The 26,586-nt window shown below is 35.4% G+C and carries 26 protein-coding genes; 16 read left to right on the plus strand and 10 right to left on the minus strand.

Annotated features, from left to right (window positions below; translation table 11 throughout):
• Nucleotides 1-73 precede the first annotated feature (73 nt).
• On the plus strand, nt 74-2,284 hold the full coding sequence (locus tag CRO54_RS17770; RefSeq protein WP_244904297.1) for a carboxy terminal-processing peptidase: 2,211 nt from the start codon (nt 74-76) through the stop codon (nt 2,282-2,284).
• Between the two features lie 168 nt (nt 2,285-2,452).
• On the opposite strand, the gene CRO54_RS17775 is transcribed toward CRO54_RS17770, so the two are convergent.
• Complete coding sequence (locus CRO54_RS17775) at nt 2,453-3,169, minus strand: DsbA family oxidoreductase (protein WP_097133425.1); 717 nt, start codon at nt 3,167-3,169, stop codon at nt 2,453-2,455.
• Between the two features lie 248 nt (nt 3,170-3,417).
• Nucleotides 3,418-6,096 carry a M14 family metallopeptidase gene (locus CRO54_RS17780; RefSeq protein WP_097133426.1) on the minus strand — a complete coding sequence of 893 codons (2,679 nt, stop codon included), beginning with the start codon at nt 6,094-6,096 and terminating at the stop codon, nt 3,418-3,420.
• 101 nt (nt 6,097-6,197) lie between these two features.
• On the opposite strand from CRO54_RS17780, the gene CRO54_RS17785 reads away from it, so the two are divergent.
• Nucleotides 6,198-6,584, plus strand: a complete 387-nt coding sequence (locus CRO54_RS17785; RefSeq protein ID WP_097133427.1) for an acyl-CoA thioesterase — start codon at nt 6,198-6,200, stop codon at nt 6,582-6,584.
• A gap of 144 nt (nt 6,585-6,728) precedes the next feature.
• Here the strand turns inward: CRO54_RS17785 and CRO54_RS17790 are convergent, their stop codons facing one another.
• Nucleotides 6,729-7,535, minus strand: coding sequence for a phosphatidate cytidylyltransferase (locus CRO54_RS17790; protein ID WP_097133428.1), 807 nt, complete (start codon nt 7,533-7,535; stop codon nt 6,729-6,731).
• Nucleotides 7,536-7,591: 56 nt separating this feature from the next.
• Nucleotides 7,592-8,539 carry a CPBP family intramembrane glutamic endopeptidase gene (locus tag CRO54_RS17795; RefSeq protein WP_097133429.1) on the minus strand — a complete coding sequence of 316 codons (948 nt, stop codon included), beginning with the start codon at nt 8,537-8,539 and terminating at the stop codon, nt 7,592-7,594.
• Between the two features lie 54 nt (nt 8,540-8,593).
• Here CRO54_RS17795 and dusB point away from each other — a divergent pair, with 54 nt between their 5' ends.
• The 11 genes from dusB to CRO54_RS21765 all read left to right on the plus strand — a co-directional run bounded on the left by dusB (nt 8,594) and on the right by CRO54_RS21765 (nt 15,322).
• Nucleotides 8,594-9,601, plus strand: coding sequence for a tRNA dihydrouridine synthase DusB (gene dusB / locus CRO54_RS17800; protein WP_097133430.1), 1,008 nt, complete (start codon nt 8,594-8,596; stop codon nt 9,599-9,601).
• Nucleotides 9,602-9,637: 36 nt separating this feature from the next.
• Entirely contained in the window at nt 9,638-10,024 is a 387-nt protein-coding gene (gene apaG / locus CRO54_RS17805; protein WP_097133431.1) for a Co2+/Mg2+ efflux protein ApaG, read from the plus strand.
• A 215-nt stretch (nt 10,025-10,239) separates the two neighbouring features.
• On the plus strand, nt 10,240-10,797 hold the full coding sequence (locus CRO54_RS17810) for a hypothetical protein (protein WP_097133432.1): 558 nt from the start codon (nt 10,240-10,242) through the stop codon (nt 10,795-10,797).
• Nucleotides 10,794-11,168: a hypothetical protein gene (locus CRO54_RS17815; RefSeq protein ID WP_097133433.1), complete on the plus strand. Its 375-nt coding sequence runs from the start codon at nt 10,794-10,796 to the stop codon at nt 11,166-11,168. Before CRO54_RS17810 ends, CRO54_RS17815 begins: the two co-directional genes overlap by 4 nt.
• A gap of 11 nt (nt 11,169-11,179) precedes the next feature.
• Nucleotides 11,180-11,530 (plus strand): hypothetical protein, encoded by a 351-nt coding sequence (locus tag CRO54_RS17820; RefSeq protein ID WP_097133434.1) that lies wholly within the window; start codon nt 11,180-11,182, stop codon nt 11,528-11,530.
• Nucleotides 11,531-11,562: 32 nt separating this feature from the next.
• Entirely contained in the window at nt 11,563-12,153 is a 591-nt protein-coding gene (locus tag CRO54_RS17825; RefSeq protein ID WP_097133435.1) for a hypothetical protein, read from the plus strand.
• A 97-nt stretch (nt 12,154-12,250) separates the two neighbouring features.
• Nucleotides 12,251-13,045, plus strand: coding sequence for an ankyrin repeat domain-containing protein (locus CRO54_RS17830; protein WP_097133436.1), 795 nt, complete (start codon nt 12,251-12,253; stop codon nt 13,043-13,045).
• Between the two features lie 10 nt (nt 13,046-13,055).
• Nucleotides 13,056-13,472 carry a hypothetical protein gene (locus CRO54_RS17835; protein WP_138765861.1) on the plus strand — a complete coding sequence of 139 codons (417 nt, stop codon included), beginning with the start codon at nt 13,056-13,058 and terminating at the stop codon, nt 13,470-13,472.
• 15 nt (nt 13,473-13,487) lie between these two features.
• Nucleotides 13,488-14,294, plus strand: a complete 807-nt coding sequence (locus tag CRO54_RS17840) for an AraC family transcriptional regulator (RefSeq protein ID WP_097133438.1) — start codon at nt 13,488-13,490, stop codon at nt 14,292-14,294.
• Between the two features lie 225 nt (nt 14,295-14,519).
• Nucleotides 14,520-14,891 carry a VOC family protein gene (locus CRO54_RS17845; RefSeq protein ID WP_097133792.1) on the plus strand — a complete coding sequence of 124 codons (372 nt, stop codon included), beginning with the start codon at nt 14,520-14,522 and terminating at the stop codon, nt 14,889-14,891.
• 332 nt (nt 14,892-15,223) lie between these two features.
• Nucleotides 15,224-15,322, plus strand: a complete 99-nt coding sequence (locus CRO54_RS21765) for an IS3 family transposase (protein ID WP_138765869.1) — start codon at nt 15,224-15,226, stop codon at nt 15,320-15,322.
• 56 nt (nt 15,323-15,378) lie between these two features.
• Here CRO54_RS21765 and CRO54_RS17855 read toward each other — a convergent pair whose 3' ends face one another.
• Nucleotides 15,379-16,074 (minus strand): zinc metallopeptidase, encoded by a 696-nt coding sequence (locus CRO54_RS17855; RefSeq protein ID WP_097133793.1) that lies wholly within the window; start codon nt 16,072-16,074, stop codon nt 15,379-15,381.
• Between the two features lie 82 nt (nt 16,075-16,156).
• Here CRO54_RS17855 and CRO54_RS17860 point away from each other — a divergent pair, with 82 nt between their 5' ends.
• Nucleotides 16,157-17,296 (plus strand): NAD(P)/FAD-dependent oxidoreductase, encoded by a 1,140-nt coding sequence (locus CRO54_RS17860; RefSeq protein ID WP_097133794.1) that lies wholly within the window; start codon nt 16,157-16,159, stop codon nt 17,294-17,296.
• 33 nt (nt 17,297-17,329) lie between these two features.
• Here the strand turns inward: CRO54_RS17860 and purU are convergent, their stop codons facing one another.
• The gene (gene purU / locus CRO54_RS17865) at nt 17,330-18,169 is read right to left on the minus strand and encodes a formyltetrahydrofolate deformylase (protein ID WP_097133440.1); all 840 of its coding nucleotides are present in this window, start codon (nt 18,167-18,169) and stop codon (nt 17,330-17,332) included.
• Between the two features lie 133 nt (nt 18,170-18,302).
• On the opposite strand from purU, the gene CRO54_RS17870 reads away from it, so the two are divergent.
• Nucleotides 18,303-19,586 carry a DNA recombination protein RmuC gene (locus tag CRO54_RS17870; protein ID WP_097133441.1) on the plus strand — a complete coding sequence of 428 codons (1,284 nt, stop codon included), beginning with the start codon at nt 18,303-18,305 and terminating at the stop codon, nt 19,584-19,586.
• On the opposite strand, the gene CRO54_RS17875 is transcribed toward CRO54_RS17870, so the two are convergent.
• The 4 genes from CRO54_RS17875 to nadA all read right to left on the minus strand — a co-directional run bounded on the left by CRO54_RS17875 (nt 19,581) and on the right by nadA (nt 24,509).
• Nucleotides 19,581-20,828: a glycosyltransferase family protein gene (locus CRO54_RS17875; RefSeq protein WP_138765860.1), complete on the minus strand. Its 1,248-nt coding sequence runs from the start codon at nt 20,826-20,828 to the stop codon at nt 19,581-19,583. The genes CRO54_RS17870 and CRO54_RS17875 overlap by 6 nt on opposite strands.
• A 93-nt stretch (nt 20,829-20,921) precedes the next feature.
• Nucleotides 20,922-21,962, minus strand: coding sequence for a thiamine-phosphate kinase (gene thiL / locus CRO54_RS17880; protein ID WP_097133443.1), 1,041 nt, complete (start codon nt 21,960-21,962; stop codon nt 20,922-20,924).
• Nucleotides 21,962-23,515, minus strand: a complete 1,554-nt coding sequence (locus CRO54_RS17885; protein WP_097133444.1) for a S41 family peptidase — start codon at nt 23,513-23,515, stop codon at nt 21,962-21,964. Before CRO54_RS17885 ends, thiL begins: the two co-directional genes overlap by 1 nt.
• A 1-nt stretch (nt 23,516) precedes the next feature.
• Nucleotides 23,517-24,509 (minus strand): quinolinate synthase NadA, encoded by a 993-nt coding sequence (gene nadA, locus CRO54_RS17890; protein WP_171047944.1) that lies wholly within the window; start codon nt 24,507-24,509, stop codon nt 23,517-23,519.
• A gap of 481 nt (nt 24,510-24,990) precedes the next feature.
• On the opposite strand from nadA, the gene nadB reads away from it, so the two are divergent.
• Nucleotides 24,991-26,577, plus strand: coding sequence for an L-aspartate oxidase (nadB, locus tag CRO54_RS17895; RefSeq protein WP_097133446.1), 1,587 nt, complete (start codon nt 24,991-24,993; stop codon nt 26,575-26,577).
• The last annotated feature ends 9 nt before the right edge of the window (nt 26,578-26,586 follow it).

Below are 26,586 nucleotides of genomic sequence, written 5' to 3' on the forward strand. Positions count from 1 at the left end.
TTTGTTTATTACAGAAATTGGTATCATATTGGATAATGATTTTATAAGAATGGATTTTAAAACAGTTAGAGAAATGCTGAAAAGAATATTTGCCATTACCTTTACCGCCGCAGTTTTAGCCTGCACCGCCTCACCAAAGGCGCAAAAACCGGTAGACGGTATTCCGAACATAAAGCCCGACGAACAACAGAGTTTGGTGGCTAAAGAAGTGGTGGGATTAATTGAAAACTACAACTATAAGAAGATAAAGTTAAACGACTCTATTTCTTCGCTTATTTTTGATAGGTATATTAAAGCTCTAGATCCTTCTAAATATTACTTTTTAGAGAGTGATATCAAAGAATTTGAAGCTAACAGAAAGAACTTAGATGACGATTTAAGAATAGGTGATCTAAGTGCTCCTTTCTACATCTTTAACGTTTATTTAAAAAGATACAACGAACGTGTAGATTATTCTATTTCTCAAATTAAGAACAAGTACGATTTTAACCAAAATGACACCTATGTTTACGATAGGGAAAAACTGCCTTGGACTAAGTCTACTGCGGAATTGAACGATATTTGGAAAAAACGCGTAAAGTACGAGTTGATTAACTTGAAAATCGCAGGTACAGACGAAGCCAAAAACATCGAGACTTTAACCAAACGTTATACTAATCTTAAGTCTCAAGCTGCAAAATTCAACAATCAAGACGTTTTTCAAATCTTGATGGATTCTTTTACAGAAGCTATTGACCCACATACCAACTATTTCAATCCTCGTAATGCGGAAGCTTTTAACCAAGAAATGTCTCGTTCGCTAGAAGGTATTGGTGCGGTATTGCAATCAGAAAATGAAGTAACTAAAATTGCTTCTGTAATGCCTGGTGGTCCTGCATTTAAAAGCAAAAAACTAAACGCTGGAGATAAAATTATTGCGGTAGCGCAAGGTGCTGATGGCGAGTTTGAAGATATTGTTGGTTGGAGAATTGACAATGCTGTTTCTAAAATCAAAGGTCCAAAAGGTACTACAGTACGTTTAAAAGTAATTCCTGTTGGGCAAGAACTTTCTTCTAAACCTCAAATTATTACTTTGGTGAGGGAGAAAATTATTTTGGCAGATCAATCAGCTAAGAAGACAGTGAAAACGGTAGAAAGCGATGGCAAACCTTATAAAATTGGAGTGATCAAAATCCCTGCTTTTTATGCCGATTTTAAAGCGGCTAATGCTGGAGACCCGAATTATAAGAGTACCACGAGAGATGTAAGGTTATTAATTGATACGCTTAAAAATATGGATAAGGTTGATGCCATTGTGGTAGACCTTAGAGCAAATGGTGGTGGTTCTTTAAACGAAGCTATCGAACTTTCTGGTTTATTTATCGGTAAAGGTCCTGTAGTGCAAGTTAAAGACTACAAAAACAGCGTAAAAGTTTATAAAGATGAAGACAGCAACATCACTTGGGATGGTCCTATGGGTGTAATGATTGACCGTTTAAGCGCTTCTGCTTCTGAAATCTTTGCTGGTGCAATTCAAGATTATGGACGTGGAGTAGTAATGGGAACGCAATCTTATGGTAAAGGTACTGTACAATCTTCTATAGATTTAAATTCGTTGATGAACTCTTCGATGTTACAGAAGTTGGCTAGCATGTTCAAAAAGAATGAAAGCGAAAAGAAAGCTGCTGCCAAGACAGACGTTAATTCGCCTACAGTAACTATTGTTGATAAAAATGGTATTCCTCAACTAGGACAGATTAACCTAACAATGGCGAAATTCTATCGTGTAAGCGGTAACAGTACGCAACATAAAGGTGTTATTCCCGATATCAACTTCCCTTCTATTTATCCGTTAGATAAAATTGGAGAAGATACAGAACCTTCGGCTTTACCGTTTGATATGGTTAATCCTTCAACTTACAATACTGTTTATGATTTAAATGCGATTAAAGCTAACTTGGTTAAGCTGCACGAAAAACGCATGCTTAAATCTGTAGATTATAAAATATTGAAGGAAGATATTGCTGAAGGCAAGAAGAGAGAAAGCGAAACTTCAGTAACCTTAAATGAAACAAAATTGAAAACTGAGCGTGATGCTTTAGAAGCAAAATCATTAGCTAGAATGAATCAGTTAAGAGCAGAAAAAGGTTTACCAGCGCTTAAAAAAGGTGAAAAAGTAACCAAAGAAGATGCGCTTGATTTTATTGAAGACGAAAGCATGAATATTATGGTAGACTTCATGAAACAGACAGAAGGCTCAAAATTGAGCAAGAACACTAACAAATTGGCTCCTTTAAATAAATAGTTGATTTCATATCATTAAGAAAGGCGATTAGAAAATTCTAATCGCCTTTCTTATGCAAAATATGCCGTCATTTCGACGAAGAATGAGGAGAAATCTAGCAAACTAAAAATAGAATATAGCTAGATTTCTCTCTTCGTTACTCTCAGTTCGAAATGACGAAATCAAACCCTACACCTCACAACCATTCTCATCGCAGGTATTATCCGAATTGGTATTTAAGCTTTTCAAAGATGAATTCTCCTGTGCTACTTTCCATTCATTATAACCTTGCGTAATGGCTTGTTTAAATGCCTCTACAGGCTGTGCTCCCGAAAGTGCGTACTTTCTGTCCATTACAAAAAATGGAACGCCCCTAACGCCCAATTGCTGACTTTCGTAAATATCAAATCTTACTTCTTCTTCAAAAGCATTGCTTTCCAATGCAGCCTTGACTTCTGATCTATCTAAGCCCAATTCCAAAGCAATATCAAGCAAGACCTCTAAATTATCGATATCCTTATTTTCTGTAAAATGAGCTTTAAAAAGCGTTTCTTCCGCATCGTCTTCCTTTCCTTTACTAGCTGCAAAATGGATTAAACGATGTGCATTGAAAGAATTTGCTGGAATATTATTCTCAAAATCTATATCCAACCCTACATTATTGGCCATTTCAGAAACTTGCGTAGTCATTTGCTTGGCTTGTTCCAAACTTATGCCTTTGCTTCTAGAGAGATAATCATATAAACTTTCTCCGTCTTCGTTTTTATAATCTGGATTGAGTTGATAGCTTTTCCAATTGATTTCGATTGAATCTTTAAATGGAAGCTCTGTTAAAGCTTGCTCCAAATGTCTCTTCCCGATATAACAAAAAGGACACATTACATCAGACCATATTTCTATTTTCATCTGTTAAATTTTTATCCCACAAAGTTAGGTACTTTGGTAAAAGCCTTGGTCTAAGGGAAGTAAAATATGCGATTATAGCAGCAGTCGTCATTGCGAGGTACGAAGCAATCCTAAAGACCTAATTATTTTTGTAAGATTGCTTCGTACCTCGCAATGACGGCAATCCAAAATATTCAAACAAAAAACGGACAGCTCACATAGGAACTGCCCGTTAAAAATCAAACACTATAATTTAACTTATAGTTTCTTTATTTATACAGCTGGTTAAATAGCCATTTAAATGTACCGTGAGTTTGCGCTCTGAAGGTAATTTCTGGACCGAAGGCTAATAACTTTCCTTTGCCATAATCTGCCTCAAAAGCAGCAACGCCATCCTTCAAATATGCTTGTCCCCAAGCCCAACCACTGCGCAATGGTTTATCTGTAGCAAACCAAGCCAAAGGTTTAATTTTAGTGCTATTATCGGTAATTTTAAATACAGGGCTATTGTCAAAATACACATCCGTATTTTCATCCAAGCCCCAGTTTTCTTTCAAGCTACCATCTACTTTTACACTTAGCACACTTCCTGGAACATAATATTTATCATTAGGCAAACGCTTTCCATCTGCAGTTAGCAGAGCATTTTTAACTGGTAAACCTAAATGCATGGCTAAGTTTGTCGCCGAACCTATGGTTACGATATTTCCACCATTTTCCAAAAAAGCTTTGAGTTGTGGAACTGATTTTTCAGCGGTCATTCTGCCTACTCTTCCCTTAAATTCATCTGGAATGTTTTCAACAGTTGGTGGGTTAAATCCTCTACCTCCCATTTCTGGATTGAGTGCTGGTACCGAGCCGCCAACCATAATCAACACATCATACTGATCTTTCAATTTTCCTGCATCGATATCTGGTGGATAAACTACTGTCACCTCATAATGGTACTGTTCCATAATGTAGCGCATCCAGCCGGATGGCATAGAACCACCATAAGTATCCCAAAGGGCAATACGAGATGGCTTTACTTTAATTGCTCCTTTTGGCTTGTTTGCCGCTGTAACTTTCATCCCGAAATTATGCTCTGCTTTATTCAATGCCGCTTTTGCCGCAGCAGATGCTGGAACATAAAAAGAACCATCCACAGGGTTTCGCAATACTTCTACCTTAGCTTTTAACAATTCATTTACTGCCAAATAACTTTCGTTAGCTTGAGCACTTAAAGCATAACCACTCGCATTAGGCAAAGCTTGTGGCGTAGCTTTTAACAATTCGCCATAAGTGGTTTTTTGGAAAGGCCCATCAAAGGCATTTACGATACGGTCGAATTTAACGTTCATTAAGTAAGCCAAAGTCCAACCTGCTGCATCATACGGTGCTACTGGCGGCCCGCCTTCATATTTAAAATCATTGGGGTGGTCTTGTGGTTCGAACATATCCAATACGTGCGGTCTAAATGCTTGGTCTGTTTTTACCACATAAGAACCTGCCGGATATTGTTTTCCTTCTACAGTAAATGGAGCCGTAGCTTTTTGTACCACCACACCAGTTCTGATCAAAGCATTTAAGAAGCGAATTGCGGTGGTAAAATCAGGCTGATCGGCAGAAAGAATGTATCCCCTTGCATCGCGATTTTTAGGGTCTTTCATCACTTCATCCAAATATTTTGGATCCATCGTTCTCCTTGCGCCACCTTCTGATTTATCTTTTTTCGCTGCAGCGTTGATCGCTTCTATTTTTTGTGGCGAGAATGACCAAGTATCTTTACTACCTCTATCGATAGAATTTTTACCCATTTTGTACACATTGAACAAAAGCTCGTCGTGATAACGCTGTGCATAATTTAATACGGCATAATTTAAGGAAACCGAATAATCTATAGCACTTTTGAAGTACCACTTTTGCGGTAAAACCGGATTTGGAGAATCGCTATTTGGCAACAAACGAGAGGGTACCAAAGGAATTTCCATTGGTGTAGGGTTACCCACAATTTCTGTCAATAAACCCACCATATTGTGGAAATAGGTAGTGGTTCTTAAACCGCCATTGTACCAAGTAGAAAATACTGAACCCCCGCGTTGGGTATAACCTGGCTTGTCTTCTACATTTAAACGGTTGTGCATTGCTGCGCCAACTGCATCTAAACTGGTCAAAATAATTGGATCGAAAACATAGTTGTGCGGATCACGGAATGGAGGGCCTGCCACTACCGTACCCGCTGGCCCAGATTGATGATGGTTGTACATAATCTGTGGGTTCCACTCAATGAACAACTGACGCCCCATATTCTGTGTTTCTTTCAAGTTCAGCATAAAGAAATCACGGTTGTTATCGTGTCCAGCGTATTTTTGATACAAACGAGGCAAACCCGCTAAAGACCTTTTTTCAGGAGTTTTTTCTCTCAAATACCAATTGGTTTGCAGCTCCTGTCCGTCTGGATTAGCATGTGTCATTAACACGATTACCTCATCCAAAATTTTAGTAGTTTCCGCATCTGTTCTACTTACCAAATTGTAGGCAGTTTGTATCAACTGATGAGCACCAACAGTTTCATTGGCATGTAATCCTCCATCAATCCACACTACGGCTTTACCTTGTTGAGCTAGCTCCTTCGCATCTTTTTCCGTTAAACCTTCGGCTCTTGCCAGTTTTTGTGAAATGGATTTGTACTTCTCTAGATTCTTGTGGTTCTCTGGTGAAGTTACGATCAGCATATACTGACTTCTTCCTTCTTCGGTTTTGCCAATATCAACCAATTTCACTCTTTTGGAACTGGCTGCTAATTTTTTGAAATAAGCTTCGGTTTGGGTGTAATTGGCCAGTTGGTAGTTATCCCCAATATCAAAGCCAAAATGAGATTTAGGCGATGGAACTTCCTGAGCAACTGCAGTAATGCTACTTGCCAACAAGAAAATTAAAGCCCCTTTCCTTAAGTATCTTTTAATCATATAAGTTTTAAGTTTGATGGTTCAAATCAAATATATGACAGATAAATCTGTGTTTTACGACCGCCTTAAATTTGTTACACGAACATTTATTAGCTTTGCGCATGACATTAGAAGAAAGAATTGAACGTTCGCAAACCAGTATTTTCAAAGCAGTTTTCCCAAGTACAACCAATCACTACGATACGCTATTTGGTGGTACAGCTATGCACATGATGGACGAAGTTGCTTTTATAACGGCTACCAGATTCAGTAGGCAGCGTATGGTAACAGTAAGCACAGACAGAATTGATTTCAAACGACCTATTCCGGCAGGAACTTTTGTAGAGCTTGTAGGCAAAGTAATACATGTGGGCAATACCAGCCTAAAGGTTGCAGTAGAGATTTACATTGAACAAATGTATGCCGAGGGTAGAGAATTAGCTATTCATGGCGATTTCACTTTTGTGGCATTAGATGAAAATAAGAAGCCTACAGCGGTAATAAAATAATTTTCCTTAACCTTAAATTAGGTCACAAGAAAAAAGTAGAGGGGCATTAAGCATTACAGCTTTGCTCTTTTTATCTTGATGTTGATTTTTTGAGCACAGCTGAAAAAAGCTAATGTAGAATTGAAGATAAGTGTCTATTAACTTCTAATGAACCAACAAATACAAGTAAACATAAACAATAGGCGCTGCAATCAACAAACCATCAAAACGGTCTAAGAAACCCCCGTGGCCAGGTAAAAAGCTGCCCGAATCTTTTACTTCTAAACTACGTTTTAGCATTGATTCTACTAAATCGCCAAGAGTACCGAAAGAAGAAATGATGGCAGCCATTCCAGCCCAAACTATCGGTTCTACTTCCGTAAATTGAAATGAGATAATGATAGCCACCACTAAACTGGTAAAAACACCTCCAAAAAAGCCTTCCCACGATTTCTTAGGTGAATGTCTTTCGAATAGTTTGCGTTTGCCCAACTTCATTCCGAATAAATAAGCACCCGTATCATTTGCCCAAAGCATCAATAAAAACGCCAACGGAAAATGGAAACTGTAGGTGTCAAAATCCATCATGAAGCCTAGAGAATAGAAGAAACAGAAGGGAATAGTGATATACAAAAATCCCACGAATGTGTAAGAAATATTAGCAAATGGAATTTTATTTTTCTTGTAAAGCTCTGCGATAAAAATTGCAAAAACCAAAGGGATAATCAACAAAAGGTATTTCAATTCAAATTGAAAAAAGTGATAGGCAGCCGTGGTTAAAAAGATAAGCGCAGCAACGGCAACACCTATATTTCGGTGTGGGCGTATCCCTCCTATTTTTACCATTTTGTAAAACTCTAACAACGCTACCAAACTTAACAGCAAGTAAAAAGCAGAAAAAGTATAAGCCTCTAACAAGGAAGCTAACATTACGATGGTAAAAAAGAAGGCTGTTATGGCTCTGGTTTTCATTATTAAATTTGAGATATTAGTATTGAGTATTGAGACAAGATTTTATTGTGCTGTAACTAATTTTCGACTGACGAAACCGCTCTCTCATTCTCGGACTTTTCACTTTTGACTTTAAACTTTTGACTTATAGTTGCGAACAAAGCTAAGGTTAATATTGCACTAATTAAATAACCATACCAAGGCATATTGATATCATCTGCATTGGTGTAAGATTGATTATTCATTTGCAAGTAATAGGCTACGCAAACGGCATAAGCGTTATTTAGAAAGTGGGCAAAAACGGCGTACCAAATGCTGCCCGTAAAATAGTAAACATAACCAAATGCTGCTCCCAACAATAAGCGAGGGAGGAAACCATAAAATTGAAAATGGATAGCACTGAAGATCATTGCGGAAATCCAGATGGCTACATGAGGATTAGATTTGATACGGAAAATGGTTCTTTGTACCGCACCCCTAAAAATCAATTCTTCGCAAATGGCTGGCGTTACGGCTATCACAAATAGGTTTATCAGTAAATCTCCAACATTGTTCATTTTAAGGATGGCTTCGGTAACCTTTGCTGCAGAATCCTCCATTGCCCTCATCCATCGCTCAATCCCTTTTAAAAACTCGGGAAATACCATTTTCTGGTTCCATTCGTTCGAAAGTCCCATCAATGGCATCCAGCAAATGGATAGTATTGCGATCAATAACAACCAATTAATTTTCGGAGCTTTGAAACCGTAAAAAGCAGATAATTTTCTTCTTTCTATTACAGCAATTAAAACTGCCGGCGTCAAGAAAAGTCCAATTTGTTGCGCTACTACCAATATTTTGAAAGCAGAGATGTAACGGTAATCGTTCACCGCAGCACCTTTGAGCCCTTCAAATCCGCTAGTTAAAAAAACCAACACCATACCAATGATTGCGAAAACAATTAATCCGCCGAAGGCGAATAAGAGGAGCAATAACATTTGTAAAAAAGGACTATTCTCTGGCTTGTGTGGGCTACTTTGATGCATTTTTATTTTTATGTGTAACTTTGCAACGTTTTAATTGGCTTTGAAGATAGAAAAATGTCTGTAAAGATAGGAAATATTGATTTAGGAGAATTCCCGCTATTATTGGCACCGATGGAAGATGTGAGCGACCCTCCTTTCCGTTACGTGTGTAAACAAGGTGGTGCGGATATGATGTATACGGAGTTTATTTCTTCGGAGGGATTAATTCGCTCTGCGGCAAAGAGCAAGGCAAAGCTTGATATTTTTGAATACGAGCGACCTATCGGTATTCAAATTTTTGGTAGCGATATAGAAAGTATGCGTGAAGCTACCGAGATTGCCACTTTAGCTGGTCCAGACTTGATGGATATTAACTACGGCTGCCCAGTTAAAAACGTGGCTTGTAGAGGTGCGGGATCTGCCCTTTTGCAAGACATCGATAAAATGGTAAAAATGACGGAAGCTGTTGTAAAAGCTACACATTTACCCGTAACCGTTAAAACCCGCTTAGGGTGGGACGATAACACCAAAAACATTGAAGAAGTTGCTGAACGTTTGCAAGACATCGGGATACAGGCTTTAACCATACACGGAAGAACTAGGGCTCAATTGTATAAAGGAGAGGCAGATTGGACCTTGATTAGAGAGATTAAGCGCAATCCTCGTATTAAAATTCCAATTTTTGGGAATGGAGATATCGATAGCCCAGAAAAAGCAGCTAATTGGCGTTTAGAATATGGTGTAGATGGAATGATGATTGGCAGAGCAGCTATTGGTTATCCTTGGATTTTTAGAGAAGTGAAACATTTCTTCCAAACTGGCGAGCATTTAGCTGGGCCAACTTTAGACGAACGCGTAGAAGCTTGCAGAACACATTTCATCAAATCTATTGAATGGAAAGGCCCAAAAGTAGGCGTATTCGAAATGCGTCGCCATTATGCCAATTATTTCAAAGGACTACCTGATTTTAAACCTTATCGTACTCAATTAGTTAAGGAAGAAAATATAGACACCATCTATGCTATACTAGACGAAATTTCTGACAAATATGCTAATATATCTCCCATTAACGAAATGGCGTGATTATTGAGCTAAATCAACCTTTTACAACTTATAGCTATGGTTACAGCAATCACACAAGGCGTTAAAATATCGGTAGATACCATTTATCAGGATGAACATTCTAATCCTGCCAATGGTCACTACATGTTCGCCTACCGTATCCATATCGAGAACCTTTCTGATTATGATATCCAATTAATGCGCCGCCAATGGTTCATTTTTGATTCTAATGGCGTAGTTAGGGAAGTAGAAGGCGAAGGTGTAGTTGGCGTACAACCTGTAATTGCTGCTGGAGATAGCTATTCTTACGTATCTGGTTCTAATCTTAAAACAGATATTGGTAGTATGCGAGGCAGATATTTAATGCATCGCAGCGTAGATGATACTGAATTTATGGTTGATATTCCCGAATTTGAACTGATTGTTCCTTTTAGGTTGAACTAATTTCTTTTACCGATTTATCGGGTTGATTTCCTCTATACGTTTTTACTCTTTCCTAGTATGCGTAAGCCAAGTCACAGCTAGCTGACTGATGCTTAGTACGTGTATATTCTTGTTGTTGTACGTTTTTTACTCCTTTTAAGACTATAAATTGTCGGAGAGACTAATGTTGTTATATTTGAGTATTAACCATTTAAATTCAACATAAACCCATCGACATGAAACAATTACTTACTCTCATTTTCATTACACAAACCTTCGCTTCTTTCGGTCAAGACAAACACAATTACGTTCATTTTAATAAGCTAACCGACATAGAGGGCACTGCTTATGTAATTGCTTCAATCGAAAATTTAGGGAAAATGTATGACACCAAAAGTCAGTATCTTTTATTCATTAACACTCAAACTGGTGATACCAAACAAGTTGATTTTCCCAAAAGCCCTTATATAGAAAAAATTGAACAAATTAAAATTGATAGCTTAGGAATAAACAAAATTGTTATCGCTGCTAAAACAGTTGACCTTGATGGCAAAAATGGCGTCAATTGGAATGACCCAAAACAAATTATCGTACTTTCTGTAGACGGAAAAGAGAAAACCCAGTTAACGGACAATAAATTTTATTCTAGACAATGGATAGTTAACAGACAAACGGGAACAATTGTAGTGACTGGACATTACGACACCAATAACAACAACAAATACGATAAGACAGATAAAAATGAAATCCATATTTACGACCTAAAGACGCTTAAATTAATTAGAAAATTATGATAGAAGTATTTAAAGAGAAAGGCGAGCAGGTATTCAAAAAGGTAACTACTGATCCCAGATGGGATATTAATGACCAAACTTTGTTTAATGTTTTTGGGCTCACCTATTATGGTTACTGTTTTGGAATTGGCAGGTTGGTTTGCTTTCTCGAACCCGAAGATATAAATGCCTTTGTGCAAGAAAAACTAGAGGAACTAGGTGCAGGAAAAAAGTATGTAAGTGGACTGATTGAATTTGCTTATTCAACATTTACACAATCTACAGAGGGCATTAATGCGCAATTAGTTGGAATTGGGCACAGCCATTTTACTTCAATAAACACAGATGATTTAGTAAACTCGGTATTTAACAATGCCAAAAGCATAGCATAATTATCGATTACATGAAAAATGAACAAGCCCCACCAGTTCAATTCCAATTTATTGATAGTGTTAAAAAATTGATGCTCAATTGGGCTCAAGAAAACGACATTAAGCTTCATGATATTGATTACGTAGTTCCATTTGTACAAACAGATAAAAGCCTTGCTGTATGGTTATTTTATGATACCGACAATACAATGAACTTTTTTAAGAACAATGGGACAACCGAAACTGTTAAGCTTAAATACCTACAATTATTAGCCGAGCTCAATTATCCAGCAGATTATTTAAATGAAGTTAGTTTTTTTATTGATTCAAACGAGAATATAAAGACACATTTTAGAGGCAGCAACTTTTATAGGCTACGTTAAGAGCTAGCTCGAAAACAAATAAAGTAAAATATATGGACAACAATGAGCAAAACCCAGAATATCAACTTTTATTAAACCGTCTTCAAGACCCGAATGTAAATAAATGGGAAAAATCAAAAATTAGGGCAAAACTAGGCATCTATTTAAAATTGGAAGAAGGGGATTTTGATAAACCTCATGATCACAATTACTCCACCTTTTTCTACGATTATATTAGCGACCATATTGGAAGGCTTAAAAAGAACGATGCCTCTTTTCAGTTTGATCATTTACCACAACCTATAAAAACTATCTACTACTTATGGGGCTTTTCTTCTGTATTTGAAAGTGATGGATTTAAAGATTATGCTGAAAGTGCATTAGACGAGTACGAAAAAAGGAATGGCTATTCGCTTCGTGATGATAAAACCAATATTTTAAACGGTCTTGAAATTTTAGGTTTAACAGAGGATAAAAAACTACTGGAAGATATCTGGAGCAAAACTGAAAACATTACTGATGATGAAATTACAAAATTGCAACAAAGGTTTTGGGACGCTGATTATAAAGCTGACTTTGAGGCACGTTTAACAAACTTTATCAAAGATCATCCTAAGGAATTATTAGAACTGCAAAACCTATAAAGCCGCATTTAATACTTTTAATTGATGTTGATAGCTTGTCGCATAGTAAGAAATTTTTAAACTTAAAACCACAGGTACATTAGTGAAAAAGCCATACATGCTCGTTTTAATTCTCACCTGCCTTTCTTTTTCATTTCAATCTTGTGAGGATAGATCAAAGCCGAAAGAGATCCAAGAAGCAAAAAAATCTGATGCTGCTACAAAGAAAGTAATACCCACAGACGAGATTGTGAATGAGTTTTACGATGCTATTTTTGATAAGGATAACCAAAAGGTTAGCCAGATGTTGGGAACTTCCTTTCCAGCTGATTATCTGCCAAAAAACAAAATTAGTCCGTTACAGGCTTTAATTTGGTCGTCTGACGATGCTGATTTAGCCAAACAATTGATAGAAGGTGGAGCGAATTTCAATAGCAAAGACAATCCTGCAGTATTGATTGCTTGTGAATATAAAAGACTAGAAACTCTGAAATATCTTATAGCAAAAGGGAGTGACATCAAACAAACCGAGGCCTTTAATAAAGCAGGATTCTATCAATTTTATGAAGGTGCAAAGGTACTGTTACTTAAAGGTGCTAATCAAGAAAAAGGCGATATAAGAGGAAAAATTTGGGTGTATGAACAAGCAGTAACCAAATCTGATTATGAAGTACTCAAAGCGCTTAAACTAACCAAAGAAGAGATCAACCAACACAGCTGCGATGGAGAAACAGCGCTGATTATTGCCGTAAAGCAAAACAACCCTAAAATGGTAGAATATCTAATTAAAAGAGGTGCCAACAAGAACAAACCTGAAACTTTTGATTGCGGAGACGATATCCACTATGGCAAAACACCAATCCAAATTGCGAAAGAACACAACTTTCGAGAAATTGCTGCGTTGATTGAATAAATCTACACCTATGAAAAATTTAAAAATAGCACTCTTCTTTCCTTCAATAATAATGCTGGTATCAATCGCTCAGGCGCAAACCATCCCCGACAACATTAAATCAGCATTTAAGGGCACCTGGGCGTACGAGCAATATGGACATACCAATACCATTGTCATCAAATTTGAGAAAGGAAAAAACTATGCTACCTTTTTAGATATTGGCACTGGCGAGGCTCCCACAGAAACTTTTCAAGCAAAGGTGAAAAAAAACCTACTTTTTATCCCAGCACAACACCATAAAAACGATGTAAATATCGAGATGGAGGTGATTAAAGGTAAGTTATATTTTAGGCAACAGTTGGTAATTTGGGATGCCGAAGGAAATGCTATCCCTACTAAAAGCAATTTTAAGACAGAGCAGATTTTTAAGCGAGTTAAGCCCTAATTATTTTGAAATTTAATGGATTCATCTTTCATTAGAAAATTATACATCCCGGTACAGCCTACTGTCAAATCTTATGGTAAGGTTAGCTATCAAGAGTTCTTGCCAGATCTACAATTACAACCTTTCATTTATTGTTATTGGCAGTTAAAAACAAACGAAAGACTAGCAGAGCCTTTCAATTATCGGGTGGTAGCTGATGGATGTATTGACATTTTCTTTGAACTAAACGAGCCTAGCGAAAATTTTGTGATGGGCTTCTGTAAGAAATATACCGAATTCCAACTAAATGAAGAATTTAACTATGTAGGCATTCGATTTCTTCCTACTATGTTCCCTCAATTATTTAAGGTAGATGCATCTAGTATCAGCAATAAAGCAGAACAACTGCATACTACACTACCTCAGGTAGCTTCATTTATCCAATCAAATTTCCACACTACTGTGGATATCAAATCTGTCATTAAATTATTGGATGTATTTCTTTTGGAGCAGCTTTCTGAGGCAGATTTCCAGAATGATTCCCGTCTTTACAATGCGATTTCAATCATCATGAAAAACTATGGTATTATTGATTTAGAAACTATTGATACAGGTGTTAGCCATAGGCAACTGCGTAGACTCTTTTATTTCTATATTGGCGATTCGATGAAGACTTTCAGCAAGGTGGTCCGTTTTCAAAACATATTAAGAGCTAAACCATCCACGCAAAGTTTACGAGCAAATAAACTATTCTTCGATGCTGGTTTCTTCGACCAAGCGCATTTCATTAAAGATTTTAAGCACTTTTATGGTGTAACACCAAGTAGGGCTTTTGGAAGATAATTATGTATAAAAAAACCATTAAGGAATTAAGATTAGTTAAGAATATATTTTAATTTTTCCTTAGCTTCTTAATGTTTAAAATATCTAATTAAGTCCGATTTTTACAATTTTTGCAAAGCCCGATTATCGAATTTTGTTTTCATGATGTCGTTAACAAAATATCTAATAGTAATCATGTTCGCCCTAACAAGCAACATGTACTGTCAAACTAAAAACGAAAAAACTATGAAACTAAATGCAGGTGTTGTTACCGAAAAACTAGCCGAAACCAAGAAGTTTTACACCGAGGTTTTAAACTTCGGTGTTACTTTCGAGAACGAGTTTTATTTATTACTTCATACTCCAAATAAAACTGCTGAAATCAGCTTTTTACTACCCAACCATCCTTCGCAGCAGTCCTTATTTCATGCGCCTTTTAATGGCCACGGAATGTATTTAACCATCGAGGTTGATGACGTTGATGCTTTATATCAAAATTTAAAAAAGAAAGGTGTAAACATTAAAATAGACTTAAGAAATGAACCTTGGGGCGATAGGCATTTTGCTATTCAAGACCCCAATGGAATTGGAATTGATTTGGTAAAATATGCTCCGTAATATAGTCTTTCCATTATCCAAATTTCGATATATTACCATTATAGTATTTAAATTATCTTTACATCTGTCTCATAAAAGTAATGAGATTAAAAAAAATGGAAGAAAAGAATAAATTCATTATCTACAATAATACTAATGGACAAGTTAAGGTTGATGTCTTTTTTAGAAAATGAAACAGTATGGCTTACTCAAAAGTATGGCGGAGCTTTTTGGTATAACAAATAAAACCATCAGTGAGCACTTGGGTAATATATATGGAACTAACGAATTGCAACGCGAATCAACTGTCCGGAATTTCCGGACAGTTCAACAAGAAGGTGAGCGATTGGTAAATAGAGACCTATATCGATTACTATAATAACGACGGAATAAAACTCAATTTAAACAGAATGAGCCCGATAAAATATCGGGCTCATCATTATCAATTTTAATTATTTAATTTATCTAACTTTTTGGGCGCAGTCTATAAGCTATCCTTTTTTTGCTTTTACTCCCTACTTCTACCAAATAACATTGATGCGTAGTATAATAAATTGGCCAATGCGCCTAAAGCAGCAACTACGTAAGTCATGGCGGCCCACCATAAGGCATCTTTAGCTTGTACGTTTTCTTCGGCTGTTTGCATTACCCCGCGGTTATTTTTTAACCACAATAGCGCTCTATTACTGGCATCAAACTCTACCGGCAGCGTAACAATACTGAAAAGCGTAATTACCGCCAACCCTACTACCCCAATACCTAAAACTATTGGATTGCCAGTAAAACCTATGAGTAGTACACCAATAAGTAATACCCATTGTAATAGGTTAGATGAAATGCTCACAATAGGTACCATATTAGAGCGAAATTGCAGCCAGCCATAGCTTTTTGCATGTTGTATCGCATGTCCACATTCGTGAGCGGCAACAGCAGCTGCAGCTACACTTCTTCCATAATATACGTCTGTACTTAAGTTTACGGTCATGTCACCCGGATTATAGTGATCCGTTAATTGACCTTCTGAGCTGAGTACTTTTACATTGTAAATTCCATTATCATGTAGCATCTTTTCTGCTACCTCCTTGCCCGAAAAGCCTGAGTTAAGCTGCATTTCGGCATATTTAGAGAACTTGTTTCTGAAACGCCACTGTACAAACATACTAAGCAGAAGTATCGGAACTATTAAAATCAAATATGTTTCCATTTTATTAATGTTTGTGTTATCCATTTCGCTAAATCAAAAAGTGTTCCCATATTTATATGAAATATTTTTTTTACAATTTTTAATGGAAACCCTTAACCTATCTTACTGGGAAAAAACTAGTTTCTATAATTCCGATGTAATCATTATAGGTAGTGGTATCGTGGGATTGAATGCAGCTATTACCATCAAAAAACAACAGCCTAATGTTAGCGTAACTATCTTGGAAAGGGGTTTCTTACCTGCTGGTGCAAGTACTAAAAATGCTGGTTTTGCCTGTTTCGGGAGTCTTTCCGAATTAATTGAGCAGGAAAAAAGTGGTACAATTGCACTTCAAGAACTTATTGGAAAACGTTGGAAAGGTTTACAAAAGTTACGTTCGTTGGTGGGAGATAGCAGACTAGATTTTCAAATTAATGGAGGTTTTGAGCTTTTTAAACCAACGCAATCTGCTCTGAGTGAAGAATGTGTATCAAAAATTGGGCATTTTAATGATATCATACAGGATATTACCAATGAGAAGACTGCTTTTAGCATCGCAAATTCTAGGATAGAAACTTTTGGCTTTGAAGGAATTGATTGCTTAATTGAGAATAAGTTAGAAGCACAGTTAAATCCTGGCCAAATGATTAAGGCACTTACCGAGCTTGCTATTTCTTTACGTGTAACCATTTTAAATAGCTGTACAGTTCATCGTTTTGAAGAAAGCGATACGTCTTTGTTGGTGTCTACTTCACAGGGTGAGTTTAAATGTAAAAAACTACTGTTCTGCACCAATGCTTTTGCGAGTCAACTTTTGCCGCAGTTAGATTTGAAACCTGGCCGTGGGCAAGTATTGATTACCAAACCTATCGAAAATTTGAAATTGAAAGGTACCTTCCATTACGATAAGGGCTATTACTATTTCAGAAATGTTGGCGATAGGGTTTTGCTCGGCGGTGGTAGAAACCTAGATTTTTTTACTGAAGAAACCCACCAATTTGGCGAAACACCTTTGGTACAAAATACGTTGATTCGCTTGTTAAAAGAAGTGATTTTACCTAATACAGCTTTTGAAATAGACCAAAAATGGAGTGGCATTATGGCTTTTGGTCCAGAACTATCTCCAATAATTAAGGAAGTAAGTACTAATGTATTTTGTGCGGTAAGATGCAATGGAATGGGCATTGCAATTGGTAGTCAAACTGTCGAAGAAGCTGGTGAAATGGTGTTGAAGAGTATTTAATTTCATATCAGCTTAATTCAAAGCCAATCGAATCTACTCAAAAACTACCGTCTTATTTCCAACCACAAAAACTCTATCATCAAATATCAATTCTAAAGCTTTGCTTAATACGGATTTTTCAATTTCCCTACCTGCAATAGCCATCTGCTTTGCTCCATAAGTATGGTTTACGTGTATAGTTTGTTGATTAATGATGGGTCCTTCATCTAAATCGTTGGTCACAAAATGTGCGGTAGCCCCAATAATTTTTACACCTCTTTTAAAAGCCTGCTGGTACGGACTGGCACCAATAAATGCGGGCAAAAACGAATGATGTATATTGATAATTTGATGTTTGTATCTAGCTACAAAATTAGGAGAAATGATACGCATGAATTTGGCCAATACAATATAATCCAGCTCGTATTGGTCTAATTTTTTAATAATTGCACTTTCAAAATCTTCTTTTGAAATATTTTCATGAGAAATATAATGAAACGGAACATCCAATTTCTCTGATAGCTCCTTTAGATTTTCATAATTACCAATAACACATTTAACTTCAGCACCTAGTGTTTTAAAATAGTTTCTTATCAGGATATCCGATAAACAATGAAATTCCTTAGTCACCAATACTGCGATACTTTTATCCGCTTTCGGCACTACTTCAATCAATGCATTTTGGGGCAATCTTTCCTGTAATTCTAGCTTCAGCACTTCTGTATTTTCAATACTATTGCTACAAGATATCCTCGCAAAAAAACGTTGCTCCTCTTCATCCACAAATTCACGCATTGCGATGATATTAAGCTGATGGCTTGCTAAAATTCTAGTGATATTTGCCACCAAACCTACTTCGTCCTTACATTGTATTAAAACTAAAAGCTTATTCATAAGCTAAATATAGTAATCAAACCTTAGCTCGTACATTAATTTCGTTATTTTGTATTCTTATTATCTTAAATAAACCACATAGATACATAGAGTTTTTAATAAACTATGTATCTATGTGGTAAATAAATTGAATATGGAAATTGCTATCGTTGTCTTATTATTTATCATCCTCGTTTTTCTAATAGTTTTAATCAGCAGAAACACAAATAAACCTACAGCACAAGAACTATTTTCTATAGATTTTTTAAAGGATGAAAACCAGAAATTGCAACAGCAGCTCACTCATTTAAGGGCCGACTACATCAATGAAAATAACCGTGCAACCAGAGCCGAAGAAAATTTAAAAGCACAACGAGAGATAGCTGCAAAGCAACAGCAAAATTTAGAAGAACTACAACATAAATTTACTTTAGAGTTTTCTAACATCGCCAATAAAATATTGGATGAAAAATCTGCAAAGTTTACTGCTCAAAACCAAACTAACCTAGATCAGATTCTTAATCCTTTAAAAGCCAATATCAAATCTTTTGAAGAAAAAGTAGACAAAGTTTACCAAACAGAAGCTGCTGAGCGTAGCCAATTGAAAGGGGTAATTTTTCAGTTGATGGACCAAAGTAAACAGATACAAACTGATGCCAATAATTTAACCAAAGCATTAAAAGGTGATAATAAAAAGCAAGGCAGCTGGGGAGAAATTATCTTGGAAAGAGTGTTAGAAACTTCAGGATTAGTTAAGGACAGAGAATACAGTATCCAGAAAAGCTTAAACAGCAGCGAGGGCGAACGTTTTCAACCAGATGTAGTCATAAATCTACCCGACGATAAAAATTTGATTATAGACGCTAAAATTTCGTTGTTAGCTTATGAACGAATGATCAGTGCAGAGCTAGAAGAAGAAAAAACGCACTACCTTAAACAACATCTGCTTTCTATTAAAAGTCATATCGATGGTTTATCTGCAAAAAACTATCAGCATTTATATGCCATTAACTCACCAGACTTTGTGCTTTTATTCATACCTATTGAGGCTTCATTTAGCGTAACTGTACAAGCTGATACTGAACTTTTCAATTATGCCTGGAATAAAAAAGTAGTTTTGGTTAGTCCTACTACTCTTTTAGCAACGTTACGCACTATCGCAAGTATTTGGAAAGTAGACAGGCAAAATAAAAATGTTTTTGAAATTGCCGAAGAGGCCGGTGCACTCTACGATAAATTTGTTGGTTTTTTAGAGGATATGCAAAAAATAGGCAAACACCTAGAGCAAACTCAAAAAGCCCACGACGATGCTTTTAAAAAACTACAATACGGCAGTGGAAATTTAATTGGTAAGGTAGAAAAAATCAAAAAATTAGGTGCCAAAACAAAAGCGAACAAACAGATAGATAGTAAGTTTTTGGAAGATGGAGAACTATAATTTTCTGATTAACGCTATCAGTTTTTCTTCTTGAGACTGTCTACTCAATTCATAAAGCTCATTATCAGTTCTTTTGATGATCACCGGTGTTCCGCTAAAATGACTGATCAAATTATTGTTTAAAACCTCTATTATTTCTGATTCCTTTTCACAAATAAAGCCAGCATCGTATTTTCTAATGCTTTCTTCCAAATCTCCATGATCGTTAATAGGCAATAAAATAGGTTTTTGAAACGCTAAATATTCATACTGTTTGGTGGTGATGATTTCCTGTCTTTCTCCATATTTGAGGTGCAGAAACATAGCTGCACTGTATAACTCGGCATAAACCTGTTCTATTGGCATTTTCTTACCAATATGTACATAAGGTTCTAAATTAAAATGCTTGATAGTTTCCTTTAATTTCAATGATTCTCCAGTGCCTACAAATCTAATCTGAAAATTCTGTGGCTGAATTGCATACTTATTGATAAACTTTCTTACTGCTTTAAAAAAAGTAGTATCTACCAATTGATCATTGTAAACAGAACCTAAATAAACTAGCTTAAAAGTATCGGTATAATGCTTTATTAAACTAAAATTTATCTTATTTGCATCGTAGCCATTTCTAATTACCTGTACAGAATCAGTATATTTTTCTGGAAATAACCTACGAATAGAATCAGAAATAGTGATGATTAAATCTGCGCTTTTTAAATTTCTGAGTTCTCTTCTTTTCAAGAAAAATCTTCTCAAAAAAGATAAAATTTTACTTTCTTCTATCAACTGATAACCAAAAACACCAGGATCTCTGTAATCTAATATCAACTTACAGCCAAACTCTTGTTTGAGGGAATAACCTAGATTATGAACAGTAATAGAAGGAAAAGAAGCGATGACAATATCATCTTTGGTAAGTGTGATATTGGTATTTTTTTTATACTTTTTAAATTCTCTACCTAAATCGAATATTTCTTTCCCGGTAAAAAAATAGTAAGTAATCAAAAGTAATTTAGCTAGACCTCGCCTTCCGCTATCTAATAAATCTTTATAAAAATGATGAAAGAAATTTGATGAATAATTGAGTGGTATTTCTACCAAATTTCCTTTAATTTTTATAGGTTCTTTAACCTTATTTCTGTCGCCGTACACAAAGTGCACTTCATAAGATTTAGATAGACTTTCTGATATACTCAATAGTCTATTAAATCCGGTCTGGAATGATTCCTTACCATGATAAGAAAATACAAAAATTCTCTTCAATATGTATTGGTTTTAGGTAGACAATATATTGAACGAGGATAAAGATATTAAATTATATATACGAAAGGCAACCATTAATTGATGAAACAGTAATTACTGCTTAAAAGCGTTCCAACCTTGGGCCTTTAATTCGTGTACTACATCAGATTTTGAAATCATTTTTACTCCTGAATTTTTATCAGTAATATGACCAATAATACTGATATCTACATCATTCTTAATTTTCTCGTAATCAGCTTGTTTAATAGTAAAAAGTAGTTCGTAATCTTCACCTCCGTTTAAAGCACAAATGGTAGGATCTAAACCTAGTTCTCTCGCTGTTTCGTAAGTAACCGGGTCTATAGGTAATTTATCTTCATAAATCGTACAACCTGTAGCGCTTTGAGTAGTTAAGTGTAAAATTTCGGAGGCTAAACCGTCAGAAACGTCAATCATTGAAGTAGGTTTTATTTTTAGCTGTGCTAATAAATCTACTACGTCTCTACGTCCCTCTGGTTTTAATTGACGCTCAATAATATAATCTTTTCCTTCTAAATCAGGTTGAATTTGAGGATTTTCCAAGAAAACTTGTTTCTCTCTTTCTAAGATTTGTAAGCCAACGTAGGCTCCACCCAAATCGCCAGAAACGCATAATAAATCAGTTTCTTGGGCTCCATTTCTGTAAGTTATATCTTCTTTAGCAGCATAACCAATACTGGTAATACTGATGATCAAACCTTGTTTACTTGATGAAGTATCTCCACCAATTAAATCAATATTAAACTTATTACAAGCTAGCTCAATACCTTTATAAATTTCTTCGATAGCTTCTAAAGGAAACTTGCTAGAAACGCCTAACGAAACTGTGATTTGAGTAGCTATACCATTCATAGCATAAATATCACTCAGGTTTACTTGTACTGCTTTATAGCCAAGGTGCATTAAAGGCACATAAGACAAATCGAAATGTACACCTTCTAACAATAAATCAGTTGAAATTAAAGCTTGTTTATCCTTAAAATCAAGTACTGCTGCATCATCTCCAACTCCTTTGATAGAGCTTTCGTGTCGTATTTGAAAGTTATTTGTTAAGTGTTTGATTAATCCAAATTCACCTAATTCTTCTAACGAAGTACGTTCCTTATTCTCGAACATTATCCTTTTCCTTTAATATCTGTTAAAATCCATTGTAACTCTCTTTCGTAGTTACTTATTCTATCTTTTAAGGTAGATTGCACCTCTACATCTGGAAAAACGCCTCTACCATATAAATCTTGCTGATAAATGGGAGCCATTCTATTTAATCCAAACCTTAAATCTAATTTACTATTCTTTAATGTAACTACTGGCATTCTACCAGCAGTACATTGATTGGCACCACCGCCAGTTTCCGTACCTACAAAAGTAGCACGATTAATCCCTTTTAGATTAGCGCTAATCAAAGAAGATGCTGAGAAACTAAATTCGTTAATCAACACATACACTTTGCCTTTGTAGTTATTTTTATGAGGTTTTTGCGGTTTATATCCCTTCATAAATGAGAAGAAATTTCCTTCATCATCTTCATATATATTACCATTATCATTAAATGCAGTGAGGTAATATCTCAATTTTTTTAAACCAGTTTGATATTTATCTGCACTAAAACCTCCATTATTAATCGGCTTTGCCAAATACACAAAATCTTTATCGGTTAAGTACGAAAATAACGCCAAACTAGCACTTAAAGTTCCACCAGGATTATTCCGGATGTCAATAACTAAGTTCTTACTTTTCGAAAGTGAAATACTATCAAAAGCCTGTTTATAAAACTGTTTAAAATTAGCAGTAGGTACGCTAAAACTTTTAATTTTTAAGTAGGCAATATCTTTCTCTTGATCTAAGAATTTAAAATCTAACTGATACTCGTTGTTAACTTTATTGCCTCTGTATTTTAACGTTTTCTTTATTTTTTTATCAGGTACTTTCGCAACAGTTTTAGCTGTATCTAACTTCTTTTTTGCTTCTGCATCCTTCTTTTTATCATAAAATGAAACAAAGGTGTTGATAACTGCACTGTCCGTTTTAAATTTGATGGCTACACTATCTTGCTCTGAAAAATAAATTTTATAGAGCTGCGCAAAATTTCTTTCAATACGTTTATTTCTTGATAATGAGTTATATCCATCGTAACTAAACCCTGTGGAAACAATGTTGAATATCTCTTTTGGCGCTAAACCATCAATTTCTAAAATCTCTGTTCCAGTCTTTATGTTTTTGTTTTTACTCTTATTGTTAATAACAATCAGTTTATCTTCGGAAACTGCATAAGTAAACTGATGGAGTGGATAAATCTTATTTTTTGTGGCTTCTCTTTCTTTTTTATCTTTTTGGATTACTGAAGGAAAACGTAACGCAGTATGACCACATCTGATAGCTGCTACCACCGGTGAAAGTTTTTGGTAAAATTGTCTAGTAGTAAGTGGTTCATTGATAGCATTTTTTAAACTATCGAACTTAAAGTCTAGTTGTTTTTTTGAAATATACCAATACAAACCAGGGTGTCCATCTTTTAAGATTTGATGGGTAAGATCTATGTCTTGTTTTAAAGTTTGAACGCTGTGCTTTTTCTCCGTAATGGCTAAATTATATTCCTTTACAGAAGAGCAGGCAGCTAACGAAACTGTAGTTATTAACAATAAGTTTTTAAGAAAAAACTGTTTAAACATACTATAAACCTAATTTAGCAGAAATTTCCAACATCCTTTCTATTGGTTTTCTAGCTTCTTCAATAATGTTTGCAGGTACTGTAACTTCCGGTAAACCATTTTTTATACACAAATACAATTTTTCTAAAGTATTTCTCTTCATGTACGGACAATCATTACAAGCACATGCATTGGTAGGAGGGGCCGGAATAAAAGTTTTATCTGGACAAGCCTTCTGCATTTGGTGAATAATTCCACTTTCTGTAGCTACAATAAACTCTTTAGCATCGCTATTGATGCTATATTTCAACAATCCCGTGGTAGAACCAATGTAATCAGCCATTTTTAACACCGCTTCTTCACATTCTGGATGCGCAATAAACTTAGCATTCGGGTGGCGTTCTTTTAGCTTGGTAATCTTCTCTCTCGAAAAAATCTCATGTACCATACAAGCACCATTCCATAAAACTAAGTCTCTACCTGTCTTTTTAGCAACCCAAGCTCCTAGGTTTTTATCAGGACCGAAGATAATTTTCTGATCTTTTGGTAAGCTTTCCACAATTTGTACGGCATTTGTTGATGTACAAACGATATCGCTCAAAGCTTTTAACTCAGCTGTACAATTCACGTAGGTAATCACCAAATGATCAGGATATTTTTCCTTAAATTTTTTAAACAAATGTGGTGGACAACTATCCGCCAACGAACATCCAGCTTTTAAATCGGGTAGTAAAACTTTTTTTTCTGGTGATAAAATCTTCGCTGTTTCGGCCATAAAATGCACTCCAGCAAATACAATTACATCAGCTTCAGTTTTTGCAGCTTCTTGAGATAAGCCTAAGCTATCGCCAATATAATCCGCAATATCTTGTATATCAGGTTCTTGATAATAATGTGCTAAAATAATTGCATTTTTTTCCTTTTTTAGCTTCTCTATTTCCGCAAATAAATCCAACGTTGGATCTATTTTTTCTTCTACGTAACCTTTTCTATTAAGTTCTTCTAAAATTTCCATTGACATGCTATTTAGCTCAAATGCTTTCAACGCTCTTCAGCGCCTTTTAATTTTTTTGTAAAGATACACAGCTTTAACCGCTCTCCACACTTCAATAAAATATAATTTAATTATTTAAATAGAATCTTATTCTTTATTAGTGTGTTGGTAATGGGGAAAAAATAAATTTAAAAAGTAGCTAAATATGAGTTATCCTATAGTTATCAACAATTATTATGATTTTTTAAACTAAACTTACGTTGATTTTCAATGTTATAGTTTTTGATCGATTAAATTATCAATATCAAAATGTGTATTGTTAAGAGTGTTGTTAAAAGTTGATAACCTAGACCAAGTTGCTTAAAAATTCTTTAAAAGATTGTGGCAAACTTGGGTTTTTACTTAGCTTTAAACAATCAAAAATAGTTGTTACGATAATTTATACATTCTATTCACAGGGTTATTAACGTTATCAACATAGTTGTTATAATTAGTTAAATTAATGAAAAAAGTCGATTTTTTAGTCATAGGATCGGGTATTGCTGGTCTTAGTTTTGCACTTAAAGCAGCTAAGTATGGTAAGGTTCTGATAGTTACCAAATCAAACGAAGACGAGTCTAACACTAAGTATGCCCAAGGTGGTGTAGCCGTAGTTGTGGATAAGTCTGATTCTTTTGAAAAACATATAGATGATACTTTGATTGCTGGTGACGGATTGTGTGATAAAGACATTGTAGAAATCGTAGTAAAAGAAGGCCCAGAGCGTATTCAAGAGATTATAGATTACGGAATTAACTTCGATAAAAATCCGGCTGGAGTTTTTGATTTAGCAAAGGAGGGTGGTCATTCTGAACACAGAGTGCTTCATTATAAGGATATTACGGGATACGAAATTGAAAGTGTTTTACTGAAACAGATTCATCAAAATGAAAATATTGAGATATTAACACACTATTTCTGTTTGGAGCTAATTACACAACATCACCTAGGGAAACATGTGGATAAAAGTAGTAAAGACATCAATTGCTACGGTATTTATGCATTTAACACAGAAATCAACCATGTGGAGAAGATTTTGGCTAATGTAACCGTATTGGCAAGTGGTGGAGCGGGGCATATTTATGCAAATACAACCAACCCAGTTATTGCTACAGGTGATGGAATGGCAATGGTTTATCGTGCAAAAGGAAAAGTGAGGAATATGGAGTTCATTCAGTTTCACCCTACGGCATTATATCATCCGGGAGAGTATCCTTCATTCCTTATTTCTGAGGCAGTTAGAGGATTTGGTGGCGTTTTGAGAAGAAGAAATGGTGAAGAATTTATGTACGAATACGATGAACGTGGTTCTTTAGCTCCTCGTGATATTGTAGCTCGTGCTATTGATAATGAAATGAAAAAATCGGGAGATGATTTCGTTTATTTAGATATCACCATGCGTAAGAAAGCTGATATTTTGACACATTTTCCTAACATTTATGCCAAGTGTTTATCCATTGGTATAGATATGACTAAGGATTATATTCCAGTAACGCCAGCTTGCCATTATATGTGTGGTGGTATTTTGGTAGATGAGTACGGGAAATCATCTATTAACAATTTATATGCTTGTGGCGAAGTTTCATCAACAGGTTTGCATGGTGCTAATCGTTTGGCTTCCAATTCTTTATTAGAAGCTACTGTATTTGCTCATCGTATTTTCTTATCCGCTATTGAGCGTTATCAACACAATATGATACCTGATGATATTCCAGAATGGGATGATAAAGGTGTAATTCAATCTAATGAAGATATTCTAGTTACACACAATTTGAGGGAAACCCAAAAAATAATGAGTGATTACGTGGGTATTGTACGCTCTGATTTTAGGTTAGATAGAGCTTTACGAAGACTTTATCTATTGTTTGAAGAAACAGAAGAATTCTATAAAAACAATAAGGTATCTGTAAAACTATGTGAATTGCGTAATGTAATTCAAGTGGCGTATATGGTAATCAAATCTGCAAAAGCTAGAAAAGAAAGTAGGGGATTGCACTATACCACGGATTACCCTCAACATGCTAAAGAATTAGTTGATACAATAATTTAGTTTTCAATT

It is taken from the genome of Pedobacter xixiisoli (genome assembly GCF_900215335.1).
GTDB classification, from domain to species: Bacteria; Bacteroidota; Bacteroidia; order Sphingobacteriales; family Sphingobacteriaceae; genus Pedobacter; species Pedobacter xixiisoli.

Excerpts from the sequence above, each read along its gene's own strand:
- CRO54_RS17770 (WP_244904297.1), top strand. The coding sequence starts at position 74 with ATGCTGAAAAGAATATTTGCCATTACCTTTACCGCCGCAGTTTTAGCC.
- CRO54_RS17775 (WP_097133425.1), bottom strand. The coding sequence starts at position 3,169 with ATGAAAATAGAAATATGGTCTGATGTAATGTGTCCTTTTTGTTATATC.
- CRO54_RS17780 (WP_097133426.1), bottom strand. The coding sequence starts at position 6,096 with ATGATTAAAAGATACTTAAGGAAAGGGGCTTTAATTTTCTTGTTGGCA.
- CRO54_RS17785 (WP_097133427.1), top strand. The coding sequence starts at position 6,198 with ATGACATTAGAAGAAAGAATTGAACGTTCGCAAACCAGTATTTTCAAA.
- CRO54_RS17790 (WP_097133428.1), bottom strand. The coding sequence starts at position 7,535 with ATGAAAACCAGAGCCATAACAGCCTTCTTTTTTACCATCGTAATGTTA.
- CRO54_RS17795 (WP_097133429.1), bottom strand. The coding sequence starts at position 8,539 with ATGCATCAAAGTAGCCCACACAAGCCAGAGAATAGTCCTTTTTTACAA.
- dusB (WP_097133430.1), top strand. The coding sequence starts at position 8,594 with ATGTCTGTAAAGATAGGAAATATTGATTTAGGAGAATTCCCGCTATTA.
- apaG (WP_097133431.1), top strand. The coding sequence starts at position 9,638 with ATGGTTACAGCAATCACACAAGGCGTTAAAATATCGGTAGATACCATT.
- CRO54_RS17810 (WP_097133432.1), top strand. The coding sequence starts at position 10,240 with ATGAAACAATTACTTACTCTCATTTTCATTACACAAACCTTCGCTTCT.
- CRO54_RS17815 (WP_097133433.1), top strand. The coding sequence starts at position 10,794 with ATGATAGAAGTATTTAAAGAGAAAGGCGAGCAGGTATTCAAAAAGGTA.
- CRO54_RS17820 (WP_097133434.1), top strand. The coding sequence starts at position 11,180 with ATGAAAAATGAACAAGCCCCACCAGTTCAATTCCAATTTATTGATAGT.
- CRO54_RS17825 (WP_097133435.1), top strand. The coding sequence starts at position 11,563 with ATGGACAACAATGAGCAAAACCCAGAATATCAACTTTTATTAAACCGT.
- CRO54_RS17830 (WP_097133436.1), top strand. The coding sequence starts at position 12,251 with ATGCTCGTTTTAATTCTCACCTGCCTTTCTTTTTCATTTCAATCTTGT.
- CRO54_RS17835 (WP_138765861.1), top strand. The coding sequence starts at position 13,056 with ATGAAAAATTTAAAAATAGCACTCTTCTTTCCTTCAATAATAATGCTG.
- CRO54_RS17840 (WP_097133438.1), top strand. The coding sequence starts at position 13,488 with ATGGATTCATCTTTCATTAGAAAATTATACATCCCGGTACAGCCTACT.
- CRO54_RS17845 (WP_097133792.1), top strand. The coding sequence starts at position 14,520 with ATGAAACTAAATGCAGGTGTTGTTACCGAAAAACTAGCCGAAACCAAG.
- CRO54_RS17855 (WP_097133793.1), bottom strand. The coding sequence starts at position 16,074 with ATGGAAACATATTTGATTTTAATAGTTCCGATACTTCTGCTTAGTATG.
- CRO54_RS17860 (WP_097133794.1), top strand. The coding sequence starts at position 16,157 with ATGGAAACCCTTAACCTATCTTACTGGGAAAAAACTAGTTTCTATAAT.
- purU (WP_097133440.1), bottom strand. The coding sequence starts at position 18,169 with ATGAATAAGCTTTTAGTTTTAATACAATGTAAGGACGAAGTAGGTTTG.
- CRO54_RS17870 (WP_097133441.1), top strand. The coding sequence starts at position 18,303 with ATGGAAATTGCTATCGTTGTCTTATTATTTATCATCCTCGTTTTTCTA.
- thiL (WP_097133443.1), bottom strand. The coding sequence starts at position 21,962 with ATGTTCGAGAATAAGGAACGTACTTCGTTAGAAGAATTAGGTGAATTT.
- CRO54_RS17885 (WP_097133444.1), bottom strand. The coding sequence starts at position 23,515 with ATGTTTAAACAGTTTTTTCTTAAAAACTTATTGTTAATAACTACAGTT.
- nadA (WP_171047944.1), bottom strand. The coding sequence starts at position 24,509 with ATGGAAATTTTAGAAGAACTTAATAGAAAAGGTTACGTAGAAGAAAAA.
- nadB (WP_097133446.1), top strand. The coding sequence starts at position 24,991 with ATGAAAAAAGTCGATTTTTTAGTCATAGGATCGGGTATTGCTGGTCTT.